Raw genomic sequence first — 13,685 nt, 5'->3', positions numbered from 1 at the left:
CAAGCGGCGCTTTTTTTTGCCTGTTTTTGCGCCACAGCGTGACAGGTCCAAGGCCCAGCGGGTGCCACAATCAACTGCATGGAATTACTGATTGTTTCGCTGGCCTCGCTGCTGGCCGGCCTGATCGACGCGATCGTTGGGGGCGGTGGCCTGATCTTGTTGCCGGCGCTGTTTGCCACCTTCCCCGGTGCAGCACCCGCCACTTTGTTTGGCACCAACAAAAGCGCGTCCATTTGGGGCACCGCGTTTGCCACCGTGCAATACAGCCGCAAAGTGGTCATGCCTTGGCGCTCACTGATCCCAGCGGCGGGTGCGGGGTTGGTCGGCTCTTTGGCTGGTGCTTGGGTGGTGACGCATGTGGACCCCACCCTGTTTCGAAAAGCCCTGCCGATCATGTTGACAGTGCTGCTGGTCTACACCGTGGCCAAAAAAGACCTAGGCCGCAGCCATGCACCTCGGTTTACCGGTCGCCAAGAGGCCTGGATGGCCGCAGGGATTGGCCTGGTGATCGGGTTTTACGACGGTTTTTTTGGGCCAGGCACGGGCAGCTTTTTGGTGTTTGCCTATGTGCGGCTCATGGGCTATGACTTCTTGAACGCTTCGGCCTCGGCCAAACTGATCAACGTGGCCACCAACTTTTCAGCATTGGTGCTGTTTGCCGTGCAAGGGCATGTCTGGTGGCACTTGGCTTTGGCCATGGCGGTTTCCAACATTGTGGGCAGCCTGATCGGCACGCGCTTGGCCCTGAAACACGGCTCGGGTTTTGTGCGCCACGTTTTCATTGTGGTCGTGTTGGCCCTGATCTGCAAAACCGCTTACGACACTTGGCTGCGTTAGCCCTTCAGCGCAAACGCCATTTGATTTGCCCGGCATACTGCGCCAGCGCCACGCCCAACAAGGTTACGCCAGCTCCGGCAATTTTGATCCAGGTGTAGTGCTCACCCGACAGCGCCCAAGCAAACAGGCCTGCCATGGGGGGCATCAAGTACATCAAAGGGGCTGTGCGGGCCACCCCGCGCACATTGTTGATCCAGCCCCAAGCCAACCAGCCCACAAAAGCCGAAACCAGGATCGACCAGAACAAGCCCACCCAAGCCCAAAAGTCGAGTACCGACCAGTTGGCAGCCATGCCGGCAGGCACCGACAAGAGCATCACCGGCAAACCACCGAGCAATGTGGCGTAACCCATGGTCAGCACCGGACCATGCTTTTGCATCACGGGTTTGACCGCCACGGTGTAGTAAGAAAAGAATCCTGCCGCCACCAACAACACCAGGTCACCTCCGCCCGCACGCCAGTTGCCACCCAGCAATTTGTCAGACAGGAACATCAACACGCCGCAAAAGGCCACCGACACCCCTGCAATTTGAGGCCAACTGAGGCGCTCCAAGCCCTGCTTGTGCAAGATCAGCAAGGTAAAAATGGGCCCACACGCCAAAATGACCGAACTGGAAAACGCCGTGGACCAATGGATGCCATAGGTCACCAAGCCCACATGCAATGAATGCCCAATGAAGCCCAACCAGGCCATCTGCATCCAGTCTTGACGCGGCAACGGCGGCAGCCAGCGGCCAAAACGCCAGCGCATCAACAGCAATGCACAAGCCGGCATGAGCAGGTAACGCGCCCACAAGAAGCCACCCGGTGTGATCAGGTCAAACAGGTACTTTTGCAGCGTGAAGTTGCCACCCCAAATGACCACCAGCACCAGAGCGATGAGCAAAGCATGCTGGTCATGGCGGTGTAAGTGAGTCTGGTGGGGCATGCAGCGATTGTGGTGCCAGCTGGCAGCATCCTCTGTCTCGCTCGCAGCAAGAAGGCCACAGGGACAGATTCAAGCGCCCCAAGTCGGGGTCATGGGCTGAACAAAGAACACAAACGCCTGGCCAACGAAGGGCGTTGGCCAGGTAATTACTTCACTTCTTGCGAGCAGCGACAGCGGCTTCGGCCTCTTTCACCAGGGCAGGGCCCACAGTGTTTTTCCACTTGTCGTACACCGGACGGGTGGCTTTGACGAAGGCCTCGCGCTCTTCGGCGGAGAGCGATGTCACCGTCACGCCCATGGCGGCGATGTCCTTGAGCACAGGCTTGTCGGCTTCGACCAGGCCTTTACGGGCGATGGCGATTTCGGCTTTGCCAGCGTCCACAGCCGCCTGGCGCACGATGGCCTGGTCAGCGGGTGTCCACGATGCCCAGATGTCCTTGTTGACCACAAAGATCAGCGGATCGGCCACGTAGCCCCAAGTGGTCACGAATTTCTGGCCCACGGTGTGCATTTTCAGCACAGTGAACAGAAACAAGGGGTTTTCCTGGCCATCCACAGCACCGCTGGACAGCGCAGGCTGTGCATCGGCCCAGCTCATTTGTGTGGGGTTGGCGCCCATGGCCGAGAACATGTCTGAGTAAATGGGTGAGCCCACCACACGGATTTTCATGCCCTTCAGGTCGGCGGGGGACTTGATAGGGCGCTTGGAGTTGGTCAGTTCACGGAAGCCGTTCTCGCCCCAGGCCAGAGGCACCACGCCCGATTTGTCCAGGGTCTGGAAAATCTTCTGACCCACGCCGCCTTGCGTCAGCGCGTCAATGGCCGCGTAGTCGGGCATCAAAAAGGGCAGCGAGAACAGGTTCAGTTCCTTGACCTGAGGTGACCAGTTGATGGTCGAGCCCACGGCCATGTCAATCACGCCTTGACGCAGTGCGCTGAATTCGCGGGTCTGATCGCCCTGAATCAAGGACACGCCGGGGTACAACTTGATGTTGATGCGCCCCTGGGTGCGTTCCTTGACCATGTCGGCCCACATCTTGCCGGCCTGTCCCCAAGGTGTGGGCGGTCCCAACACCAGCGACATGCGGTATTCGGCCTTGTAATCGGCAGCCAGGGTCGGTGCGGTGAAAGCGCTCAAACCAGCCGCAACAGCCAGCAGGCTGAGCAAATGACGACGAAGTTTCATGGTTGTCTCCTTGTTGAAAAATGAAAATCAGTAACCCAGATAACGCGGCAGCCACAAGGCCAACTCGGGCCAAGCGATGACGGCCAGCATGACCAAGAACATCGAAAACAGCATCCAGCCGACCCAGCGCACGGTCTCTTCCATGCGCACCCCGGCGATGCGGCAAGACACCATCAAGTTCACGGCCAGCGGCGGGGTGAACTGGCCCAGCGCCACTTTGAGCGTGAGGATCACCCCAAACCAGACCGGGTCCCATTTGTAGTACTGAACGATGGGCCAGAGGAGTGGCACAAAGATCAAGAAGATGGACACGCCATCCAGGAACATGCCTACGGTGATCAGCATCAAGATGAGCAGCGCCAGCACGCCGTATTCACCCAGGCCCGAGTTGACGATGGCGTTGGTCACCGGGTCGATCACCCCCAGTGTGGACAGCGAAAAGGCAAAAATGCCCGCCAGCGACACCACCAGCAAAATCACGGCCGACAACTCGCCCGACTCGCGCAAGATAAGAAACAGATCACGCACCTTGATCGTGCGGTAAATGACCATGCCCACAAACAAGCCATAGAACACCGCCACCACCGCCGCCTCGGTCGGCGTGAACCAACCGGCGCGCATGCCACCCAAAATCAAAATGGGCGCGGCCAGGCCCCAGGTGGCCTCCACAAAACTTTTCCACAACTCGGGACGCGGCAAGCTCGCTTCGAGCGCACCCATCTTGTGCTTACGGGCCATCCACACGGTGGGCACGATCAGGGCGATGCCCGCCAAAATGCCCGGAATCATCCCCGCCGCAAACAGCGCAGGCACCGAGGCCCCGGGCACCAGCACCGAATACACGATGAAGGCCACCGAAGGCGGAATCAAGATATCCGTGGCCGCTGCTGCCCCGACCACGCTGGCAGAAAACGCCGCGGGGTAACCAGCACGCGACATAGCTGCGATCATCACCGCACCCACAGCCGCCGCATTGGCCGGGCCTGAGCCGGAAATACCACCCAAAAACATGGCCACCACAATAGCCACCAACGGCAGCATGCCGGGACCACGGCCCACGATGGCGACTGCAAAGTTGACCAACCGCAGCGCCACACCCGAGCGGTCAAAAATGGAGCCCACCAACACGAACATGGGAATGGCCAGCAACGGGTATTTGCCCAGACCGGCATAAAAGTTTTGCGGCACAGCCAAAAGGCCAAACCACTGCGCATCCGAATTGGCCAAGGCAATGCAAGCGGCACCAGCCAAACCCAAAGCGGCGCCGATGGGCACGCCCATGAGCATCATGACCACAAAGGCCACAAACAGGAGGGTCGGGATCATGGCTGACGCCCCCGACGGATGAACAAGCCCAATGCGCGGCCAGCAATGGCCACCGACAAGACCGGCAGCCAGATGGTGTACCACCACTGCGGCACGCCAATGCCCGGCGAGGTTTCGCCAAAGCGGAAATCGTCCCAAACCACGCGCACGCTCAGCACCGCGATCAAAGCAAACAGCACAAACACCATCAGGGCACCAAAACGGGCCAGCGCCCGCTGGCGCTTTTCTGAGCCGCTGTCGGCAAAGTATTCAATGCGGATTTGCCGGTTGCGGGCGACCGATGCTGAACCCGCCACCAGCGCCAGCACAATCATCAAAAACACCGAAAACTCTTCCGTCCAGGCAAAGGACTGGTCGGTGAAATAGCGCACCAGCACGTTGGCAAACGTGATGAGCGAGAGCAGCCCCATCACGATGACCGTGAGCCAGTCTTCAATTTTCAGAGGAACGGCGGTTTCTTCATCGGGTTCAGCAGCAGCCACCTCAGGTGGCTCTTGCTCGTGCAAATGGGTCATAGGTCTCAAGCCAAATTTAAAATTCACTTTACCATGGCGCTCTTGGCCACAAGCCTCACGAACGGGCTCCAAAGCGCCCCGGAGACACAGGGATTACCCCATGAAAAAGCCAGCAGCGTGCAAGTGCAAGCTGATCGCAAACATGAGGACAACATCACTCACCGAGTGACGGGCTTCAGGCAGTTCTGGGCTGCGGCCACGATTTGATCAGCCGACACGCGGGCCACCGCTTCCAACACGGGGGCGTAACCCACCGGGATGCGCGGTGCACCCAGGCGCTTGACGCGGACACCCAAAGTTTCGGCCACGGTGGCGGCGATTTCAGCGCCAAAGCCTGCGGCCTGAATCGCTTCGTGCACCACCAGCAGATGGCCTGTTTTGGCCGCAGACTTGAGCACAGTTTCCCGATCCCAAGGCCACAGAGTGCGCAAATCAATCAGCTCGACCTGAACGCCCAAAGCCGCCAATTGATCGCAAGCCGTTTGGCACACCTGCACCTGACGGCTCCAGCTGACCATCGTCAGGTGGTCACCCGGACGCAGCACAGCCGCTTGGCCCAAGGGCACTTGCACGCTCTCGTCTACCGCACCCTCCAGGCCCCACAGGGTCTTGTGCTCCATATAGACCACAGGGTCGCCGCACTGCATGGCCGCGCGCAGCAAGGAATAGTTGTCTTGCACCGAGCCCGGACACACGACCACCAAGCCGGGCATGTGGGCAAACCAGGCTTCGAGGGACTGAGAATGTTGCGCGGCCGAGGCATCCCAAATGCCAATGGGCATGCGGGCCACCAAGGGCACACGGCCCTGACCGCCAAACATGTAACGGTTCTTGGCGGCCTGGTTGATGATTTCGTCCATGCCGCACAGGGCAAAGTCGACCACGCGCATCTCCACCAACGGGCGCATGCCCGCCAGTGCCATGCCCACACCGCCGCCCATGATGGCCGCTTCGCTGATGGGTGTGTCGATGATGCGGTGTGCGCCAAAGGTTTGTTGCAGGCCTTTGTACTGGCCAAAGATACCTCCCCGGCCCACGTCTTCGCCCAAGACCACCACGCGCTCGTCGGCTTCCATTTCGCGCTGCACGGCCAGCACAGCGGCCTGGCTGTAACTCATCGTGTTCAAAACCATTGACCTTCTCCTGTGGTCTGGATGTCGGTGTAAGCGGCGGACACATCGGGCCAAGGTGCCTGATCGGCCGCCTGCATGGCCGCCTGCACTTCGGCTTGGGCTTGCTGGTCCAGCTGGTCGCATGCGGCATCGGTGCTGCCCAACGCCAGCAGGGCACGGCGGGCGTTCTGGATCGGATCGTTTTTGAGGGCTTCTTCAACTTCGCGGGGGTCGCGGTAAGCGGCCAAATCCACCGACACATGGCCTTTGACGCGGTAAGTGCTGGCATGCAACAGTCGCGGCCCTTGGCCGGAACGAATGGCCCGCACCAGCTCAGCCGCCTTCTCGTACACGGCCCACACATCGTTGCCATCGACCTGGTGCGCTGCAATACCCAGGCTTTCACTGCGGGCCGAAGCACCGGGCCCGGCGATCATGGGACCACTGGCCGTGGTGGCGCTCCAGCGGTTGTCTTCGCACACAAAAAGAACCGGCAAGCGGTGCACCTGCGCCCAGTTGAGGGCTTCCAGAAACGGCCCCCGGTTGGTGGCGCCGTCGCCAAAAAAGCAGACGGTGATGTCGCTGCGACCCTGCAGTTTTTGCGCGTGTGCAGCGCCCACGGCAATGGGCAGACCCGCGGCCACCACGCCGTTGGCTCCCAACATGCCGACCGAAAAATCAGCGATGTGCATGGAGCCGCCTTTGCCGCCGTTAAAACCTGTGGCTTTGCCATACAGCTCGCACATCATGCGGCCCAGGTCTGCCCCCTTGGCAAGGGTGTGGCCGTGGCCACGGTGGGTGGAGGTGAGGTAGTCGCTGGGCGTGAGGTGGGCGCACACGCCAGCAGCCACGCCTTCTTGCCCGGTGGACAGGTGCAAGGGGCCGCGCACTTTGGCGCTGCCGTCGGCGGTTTTGTTGTAAGCGCTGACGCCGCCTTGGCTCAGGATTTCTGCGGCATTTTCAAACGCCCTAATGCGGGCCATGCACAGGTACAAAGCGGCCAAAGTCGCTTGAGAGGAAGGATTGGGCAATCGAAGTCTCCTGTCATGAGGTTGCCCCGGACAGCAACTTCTCCTAGGGCCATGCCACTCTAATGACATTCAACTTTTGCGCCTGCACGCAGGTGACAGCGCCTGTTGGACTTTTGGGTGGGGTTTTTTGGGGTGAGGGTTTAGACCGCCACCACGGGCACGCGCTGCGCCAACGCACACATGAGCTCATAGCCCACAGTGCCCGCGGCTTGGGCCACCTCGTCGATGCCTAGCACTGCGCCGTTGGCCGATTGGCCCCACAGCGTGACCGTGCTGCCCACCTCCGCTTGCGGGAAGGGGTCCAGGTCCACCGTCAACATGTCCATGCTGACGCGGCCCACCGTGCGGCCGCGAACGCCGTCCACCAGTACCGGCGTGCCCGTGGGGCAAATGCGCGGGTAACCGTCGGCATAACCGCAAGCCACAACGCCGATCCGCATGGGGTGTTCTGCCACAAAACTGGAGCCATAACCCACGCTGTCGCCCGCCTGCAGGTGCTGCACCGCAATGATCTGCGCGTTCAGGCTCATGGCGGGCTGCAATTGCCAATCGGCGGCCGAGTTCGAGGGGAAATCTGGCGAACTGCCATACAAAGCAATGCCGGGGCGAATCCAGTCGGCTTTCACAGCCGCATCTTGGGCGTGGCGCAAACTGGCAGCGCTGTTGCTCAAGGTGCGCTCGCCAGGCAAGTCGCGGGTGGCTTCTTCAAAGCGGGCCATTTGCTCGGTGATGCCTTTGGGGCCATCGGCATCGCTGAAATGGGTCATGAGCGAAATCTCGTCCACCTGGGGCAAGGCATTGAGCCGTGTCCAGACCGATCGAAAGCGCTGCGGCGCAAAGCCCAGCCGGTTCATGCCCGAGTTCATTTTCAGAAACACCCGGTGAGGCTCGTTGGTCTTGTGCAGCGCCAACATGTCAATTTGCTCATCGCAATGGACCGTGTGCCACAGGTGCAGGCGCGAACACAGCTCCAAGTCACGCGCCTCAAACGCGCCTTCCAGCAGCAAAATCGGGCCGCGCCAGCCCAAAGCGCGCACGCGTTCGGCTTCCGTCAGATCCAGCAATGCAAAGCCATCGGCACCGCGCAAACCCTCAAACACCCGCTCGATGCCGTGGCCATAGGCATTGGCTTTGACCACCGCCCAAGCCTGGGCATCGGGCGCGGCCTGCCGGACGCGGGCCAGATTGTGGCGCAAAGCAGTGGTGTGGATGGTGGCTTGTAGGGGGCGGGGCATGGGATTCAAGTGCAACAAAAGGCTGAACGAGTATGCCAGCATCATTCCGCCTGAACGGCTTATCAGAGCAAGTCTGTCGATGCCCAATTTTGGGCGCAAAGGTTCGGGTCCACACAGGCTTTCCCCTGTACGGAAGGGGCTTACAAATGCTTTACACTGGCCCGCTGCCTGTTAACCCCGCGCATTCCGCCTGAAACGCTCAGGCGTTGGCTGAACCTTGTAATCCATGGACGTTTTTCAGTTTTTGATGCCCATCTTCACCGAATACGGTTATCTGGCCGTGTTTGTGATGCTCTTGATTTGCGGATTTGGCGTTCCAGTTCCAGAAGACGTGACCCTGGTCACGGGCGGTGTGATTGCTGGCCTGGGTCATGCCGATGTGAACACCATGTTCGCTGTGGGCATGGCGGGTGTCTTGGTGGGTGACGGACTCATGTTCACCTTGGGCCGTTTGTATGGCCAACGCATTTCGCAACTGCCCGGTTTTCGCAAAATCCTCACGCCCGAACGCTTTGCCAGCGCGCAAGACGCTTTTGAAAAATACGGCAAGTGGGTCATGTTTGTGGCCCGCTTTTTGCCCGGTCTTCGCACCCCGGTGTTTTTCTCGGCTGGCATGAGCCATCGTGTCAGCTTTGCCACTTGGTTTTTCATGGACGGCTTTGCCGCCTTGATCAGCGTGCCCATCTGGGTTTACCTGGGTTACTTTGGCGCCCAAAACTGGGACTGGATGTTTGCAGTTCTGCGCCAGTTTCAGCATGGTATTTTTGCCTTGCTGGGCATGGGTGTGGCCTGGCTGGGTTGGCGCTGGTGGCGCAAGCGCCAAGCCACTGCAGCCGCCAAAGCCTCCGGCGACGCCTCCTGATCCGCCCTCGCATGGGCCACACCTCCCCCAAAAGCCTGGCGGTTGCCGGGCTCCTGTTCAACGCATTGGTCTGGGGCGTCTGCTGGTGGCCCTTCAAACAACTCGAGGCCCTTGGCCTGCACCCGCTCTGGGCCACGGCTTTGGTTTATGCCTTTGTCTTTGCTTCTATCGCCTTGTGGCTGTGGCGCAGCGGGCAACTTCAGGGCTGGCGCGGCCACCCCGGGCTGTGGCTCTTGTTGCTGGCCTCGGGCCTGACCAACGTGGGCTTCAACTGGGCTGTCACGGTGGGCGACGTGGTGCGCGTGGTGCTGCTGTTTTACCTGATGCCCGCATGGTCGGTGCTGGTGGCCTGGTGCTTGCTGGGTGACAAGCCCACCCCCATGGCTTTGCTGCGCCTGTTGCTGGCGCTGGTCGGCTTGTTCATCGTGCTCAAAACCCCCGAGACCCCTTGGCCTGTGCCCGAGAGTTTGGCCGACGTGCTGGCCCTGATGGGTGGCCTGACCTTTGCCATCACCAACGCTCTGCTGCTCAAACTCAAAGACGCCCCCAGCGCGTCGCGCACCCTGGCCATGTTTGGCGGCGGCGCTGTCATGGCCACATTGGCGGCCGTAGTGGGTTTGGCCACGGGCGTGGTGGCGGTCGGTGATGCCCCCGCTTGGACTTGGTTGCCCTTGGTGGCGCTGCTGGCCATCTCGTTTTTGTTGGGCAACCTGGCGCTGCAATACGGCGCGGCGCGCCTGGCCGCCCACACCACGGCACTGGTCATGTTGTCCGAAGTGCTGTTTGCCAGCGTATCTTCCGTTTTGCTGGGTGCTGCACAATGGGAAAACCGAACGCTGTGGGGTGGTTCGCTGATTTTGCTGGCGGCACTGCTGTCGGTGACGGACACCTCACGAAAAGACTGAACCACGCCAACGGAGCCCATCCATGAGCCTTTATGACTTTGAAGCCCAAAGCATCGACAACCAACCCGTGGCCCTTTCACGTTACAAAGGCCAAGTGATGCTGATCGTCAACACCGCCAGCGCCTGCGGCTTTACGCCTCAGTTCACGGGGCTGGAAAAGTTGCACAAAGCCTACGGCGATCAAGGCCTGGCCGTGCTGGGCTTTCCTTGTAACCAATTTGCCAGCCAAGACCCGGGCGACGACGTACAAATCGCCAACTTCTGCCAAAAGAACTACGGCGTGAGCTTTCAGATGATGAGCAAGATCAAGGTCAACGGCGACGGCGCTCACCCGCTGTACCAATGGCTCACAGCGGAGGCCCCCGGCATTTTGGGCAGCAAGGGCATCAAATGGAACTTCACCAAGTTTTTGGTGGGGCGCGACGGTCGCGTGGTCAAGCGCTATGCGCCACAAGACTCGCCTGAGAAGATCGCCAAGGACATTGAAGCGGCGCTGGCAGCCTGAAAGTTGAGGTCTATGGAGCCGTGCTTGACAGGGGGTGCAAGCCGGCTCAAGTCTTCCAAGTCAGCACAGCCAACCACAACAACATCGCCGCGCCACCCCAAACCAACACTCTCGTGCGCAGGCGCAGCACTTCCACAGCGCTGACCAAGCGCGCATTTTGTTCAGCCAACTCGGCCAATGTTTCCGTCAGCTCGCGCTGAGTCTGAGCTTGGCGTTCGATCTGACCTTGAGCGGCGATCAAGGCGTTTTTGAGTTCACCCAGGCTGGGCACCGCACTGACGGGCTCCGTCGTGGCAGGTGGGCCTGCTTGGCCAGGTGGCTGACGGTCCATCAACTTGCGGGCAGCTTTGAGCACCGAAGGCGCGTGCTCGATCACATCCCCCCAGGGAATCACTTTCAGAGCAGCCAACCAAGGTATGGCCATCGCAGGATCCTTTATTTGCAGTGTGACATCACGTTGGCCAATGCTACCCCGTTGAACCGTTTGGCGTGTCCTGCCTCAGGCCTTTTCAGATTGGCAAAAGGACTTTGTTTGGGTTGTTGAGATGGGACGCATTGGCCGTGTCCATCACATCACGACCGTAAAACATTCTGTTTTTTACGAACTTAAAGTATTTAATAATCTGCTTTTTCCATAAGTTGACTGCCCCTACCATCGGATTTCTTGTTGATTCACGGAATCCCTCATGCGCCAAACATCATCTGCAAAAAGGCCGACCTCAAGCCGCAGCCAATTCAGGCTCACCCAAACGTCCGCCGCTTTGGGTGGGTGCCTGATCCTGTTGTCATGCGCCGCCACAGCACAAATCACCACGTCGAACTCAGGCCAACCAGCAACGGCTTCCATCCAAAGTGACAGCTCACAACATGCGGCACCCGAGTTGAGCGCAGAACAACTTATCCCTGTCATATTGACCCACAACCCACAGCTGCGCGCAGCGCAAAGTGCCCGCAACGCAGCCCGCGCGGGCACCAAGTCAGCGCAAGCTCTGCCCAACCCTCGAATCGATTGGAACCAAGGACGCAACACCGCCCGCATCGCGGGTGTAACGCCAGGGAGTGTGCAAAGCTGGAGCATCAGCCAACCGATCGACAATCCTGGCGTTCGCAAGGCACGCATGGATGCGGCCAGTGCCACAGAACTGGAAAGCACCCACCTGATCGGTATGACCCGCAACGAACTGGTGAGTCAGACTCGCGTGCGCATTTATCAGGGCTTGCTTTACCAAGCCAAGGCAGACGCAGCGGCAGAAGATGTGCAACTGCTGGAACAAGTGCGAGAACGTGTGCGTCTAAGGGTCGAAAGCGGAGAGGCCGCACGCTATGAAATCATCAAAGCCGATGCCGAAATCATCACCGCACGCGAACGGCTGCAAACCAACCGCTTGATGGTCGAGCAAAGCAAGGTCCAGCTCAACCAGCTGGCCGCAGGTCAACTGCCCACACAGTGGAAACTTCTGGGCGATCTGAAAGAGGCACATGAGTTGCTGGATCTGAACCAGCTGCATGAGCTGGTCACCAAGAACAACCCTGAGTTGAGGCTGCTTCAAGCCGAAGTGAACAAAGCTCAAGCCCAGCTGCGCGGGGCTGAATCCAGCCGATGGCCTGGTTTGGAGTTGCGATACAGCCAAAGCCAAGACCCCGAATTTCGCCAGGGTCAGTGGGGCGTCGGGATTCAAATTCCTCTGTTGGACAACCGCAGCGGCCCCATTGCTCAAGCCAACGCCGAGTTGGAGCGTGCCCAAATTCGTCTGGAGGGACGACAAGCAGAGCTCCAACAGGAGATTTTGCAAACTTGGAAATCCCTGGAAATGGCACGCCTGCGGATTGAGGCGTTGAGTCTGGGCTCGGTGCGAGAAGCCGAGGCCGCCTTGCGTGTCGCACAAGCGGCCTACCGCTTTGGCGAGCGCGGCATTCTGGATGTGCTGGATGCACAACGCGTTTTGCGCAGCGTACGTGCCGACCTGATCGAGGCTCGCTACCAGCTGCAAGAGGCCCGCGTGCTGCTGGATCGCTTGACCGGCCAGCACATCGAACCGTCCACTTATTGATCTTTTGCAGGACCATGCAATGACATCCCAAACTCTGACTTTTAAACGTACCACGCTGGCCCTTTTGGTGGGCTCTTGCGCGCTGCTTTTGCCCGCTTGTGGTGACAAGAAATCCACGCCGCCTTCTGCTGCCGAAGCCGTTGCTGCTGACCCGATGGAAGTGGTGATCAAGCCCGACATGGCAGCCCAGTTCAAGGTCAGCAAGCTGACGGTGCAAGACATCACACCCTGGCTGGAGATATCGGGTCGGATTGAGGCCAATGACCGCCTGGTCACGCGCATCGGCGCCGCAGTAACAGGACGGGTGACCGAAGTGCTTGCAGAAGTGGGCGACCGGGTTCAACTCGGACAGTCTCTGGCCCGAGTGGCCAGTAGCGAACTGACCACCGCACAAATGGGTTACCTCAAAGCACACTCCGCCGCATCGCAAGCAGAGCGGGCGGTTGAAAGAGCACGGCAACTCATCTTGGCGGATGTGATCGGCTCGGCAGAAATGCAGCGGCGTGAATCCGAATTGACCATCGCGCGGGCCGAGTTTCGCGCCGCGGGCGACCAGCTGCGACTGATGGGATTGCCCAATTTCGCCATCGAACGCTTGAAAGACCAAGGCACACTGCACCCGGTCACTTCGGTCAGTGCCACGCTGGCTGGTGTGGTCATCGAGCGCAATATCAGCCAAGGACAGGTGGCGCAACCGGGCGACCCCTTGTTCACGGTAGCAGATCTGGGCAACGTCTGGGTGGTGGGCGCACTGCCCGAACAAGTCGCGCGGTCTGTGCAGGTCGGCCAAACGGTCAACATCGACGTTCCTGCACTGGGCAACCGTTCCTTGTCAGGCAAGATCGTTTTCGTCGGCGACACTGTCTCGCCAGAAACCCGAAGCGTCACCATCCGAACCCAGGTGGACAACGTCCAACGGGATCTGAAGCCTCAAATGCTGGCGACCATGCGTGTGCGATCGGCCACACAACAAACTCTGGCCTTGCCTGCACAAGCTGTGGTGCGCGAAAACGACCGCGACCATGTGTTCATCAAGAACGCCAATTTGCGCTTCAAGCTCACCCCTGTTGAACTGGGCCCCGCTCAGGACGATCTGCGTCCGGTCCTCAAAGGGTTGTCAGAGGGCACTGAAGTGGTCACACAAGGCGCCTTCCACATGAACAACGAGCGCAAACGCGCAGAGCTGGAGTAA

Annotated in this window: 14 protein-coding genes; 6 read left to right on the top strand and 8 right to left on the bottom strand. The window is 59.8% G+C overall.

Annotation, left to right across the window (positions count from 1 at the left end; translation table 11 throughout):
* Positions 1-78 precede the first annotated feature (78 nt).
* A complete protein-coding gene (locus B9Z40_RS08615; RefSeq protein ID WP_100172778.1) occupies positions 79-837 on the top strand; it encodes a TSUP family transporter in 759 nt (252 codons plus the stop codon).
* 4 nt (positions 838-841) lie between these two features.
* On the opposite strand, the gene B9Z40_RS08610 is transcribed toward B9Z40_RS08615, so the two are convergent.
* The 7 genes from B9Z40_RS08610 to alr all read right to left on the bottom strand — a co-directional run bounded on the left by B9Z40_RS08610 (position 842) and on the right by alr (position 8,170).
* Positions 842-1,765, bottom strand: coding sequence for a DMT family transporter (locus tag B9Z40_RS08610; RefSeq protein WP_100172777.1), 924 nt, complete (start codon positions 1,763-1,765; stop codon positions 842-844).
* A gap of 151 nt (positions 1,766-1,916) precedes the next feature.
* Positions 1,917-2,951 carry a DctP family TRAP transporter solute-binding subunit gene (locus B9Z40_RS08605; RefSeq protein WP_100172776.1) on the bottom strand — a complete coding sequence of 345 codons (1,035 nt, stop codon included), beginning with the start codon at positions 2,949-2,951 and terminating at the stop codon, positions 1,917-1,919.
* A 27-nt stretch (positions 2,952-2,978) separates the two neighbouring features.
* Positions 2,979-4,277: a TRAP transporter large permease gene (locus B9Z40_RS08600; protein ID WP_100172775.1), complete on the bottom strand. Its 1,299-nt coding sequence runs from the start codon at positions 4,275-4,277 to the stop codon at positions 2,979-2,981.
* A complete protein-coding gene (locus B9Z40_RS08595; protein WP_100172774.1) occupies positions 4,274-4,792 on the bottom strand; it encodes a TRAP transporter small permease in 519 nt (172 codons plus the stop codon). Before B9Z40_RS08595 ends, B9Z40_RS08600 begins: the two co-directional genes overlap by 4 nt.
* A 158-nt stretch (positions 4,793-4,950) precedes the next feature.
* On the bottom strand, positions 4,951-5,925 hold the full coding sequence (locus B9Z40_RS08590; RefSeq protein WP_100172773.1) for an alpha-ketoacid dehydrogenase subunit beta: 975 nt from the start codon (positions 5,923-5,925) through the stop codon (positions 4,951-4,953).
* A complete protein-coding gene (locus tag B9Z40_RS08585; protein ID WP_100172772.1) occupies positions 5,916-6,887 on the bottom strand; it encodes a thiamine pyrophosphate-dependent dehydrogenase E1 component subunit alpha in 972 nt (323 codons plus the stop codon). Before B9Z40_RS08585 ends, B9Z40_RS08590 begins: the two co-directional genes overlap by 10 nt.
* Before the next feature lie 188 nt (positions 6,888-7,075).
* On the bottom strand, positions 7,076-8,170 hold the full coding sequence (alr, locus tag B9Z40_RS08580) for an alanine racemase (RefSeq protein ID WP_100173012.1): 1,095 nt from the start codon (positions 8,168-8,170) through the stop codon (positions 7,076-7,078).
* Positions 8,171-8,396: 226 nt separating this feature from the next.
* Here alr and B9Z40_RS08575 point away from each other — a divergent pair, with 226 nt between their 5' ends.
* From B9Z40_RS08575 to B9Z40_RS08565, 3 genes are read left to right on the top strand one after another with little or no spacing between them, the layout of a single operon-like run.
* Positions 8,397-9,032 carry a DedA family protein gene (locus B9Z40_RS08575; RefSeq protein ID WP_100172771.1) on the top strand — a complete coding sequence of 212 codons (636 nt, stop codon included), beginning with the start codon at positions 8,397-8,399 and terminating at the stop codon, positions 9,030-9,032.
* A gap of 11 nt (positions 9,033-9,043) precedes the next feature.
* Positions 9,044-9,937 (top strand): DMT family transporter, encoded by an 894-nt coding sequence (locus B9Z40_RS08570; protein ID WP_100172770.1) that lies wholly within the window; start codon positions 9,044-9,046, stop codon positions 9,935-9,937.
* 22 nt (positions 9,938-9,959) lie between these two features.
* The gene (locus B9Z40_RS08565) at positions 9,960-10,442 is read left to right on the top strand and encodes a glutathione peroxidase (protein WP_100172769.1); all 483 of its coding nucleotides are present in this window, start codon (positions 9,960-9,962) and stop codon (positions 10,440-10,442) included.
* Positions 10,443-10,488: 46 nt separating this feature from the next.
* On the opposite strand, the gene B9Z40_RS08560 is transcribed toward B9Z40_RS08565, so the two are convergent.
* Positions 10,489-10,866: a hypothetical protein gene (locus B9Z40_RS08560; protein WP_100172768.1), complete on the bottom strand. Its 378-nt coding sequence runs from the start codon at positions 10,864-10,866 to the stop codon at positions 10,489-10,491.
* A gap of 262 nt (positions 10,867-11,128) precedes the next feature.
* Here B9Z40_RS08560 and B9Z40_RS08555 point away from each other — a divergent pair, with 262 nt between their 5' ends.
* On the top strand, positions 11,129-12,493 hold the full coding sequence (locus tag B9Z40_RS08555) for a TolC family protein (protein WP_100172767.1): 1,365 nt from the start codon (positions 11,129-11,131) through the stop codon (positions 12,491-12,493).
* A 19-nt stretch (positions 12,494-12,512) separates the two neighbouring features.
* Entirely contained in the window at positions 12,513-13,685 is a 1,173-nt protein-coding gene (locus tag B9Z40_RS08550) for an efflux RND transporter periplasmic adaptor subunit (protein WP_100172766.1), read from the top strand.

It is taken from the genome of Limnohabitans sp. 15K (assembly GCF_002778285.1).
GTDB lineage: Bacteria > Pseudomonadota > Gammaproteobacteria > Burkholderiales > Burkholderiaceae_C > Limnohabitans_A.
This window is presented reverse-complemented; position numbering and strand designations above follow the sequence as displayed.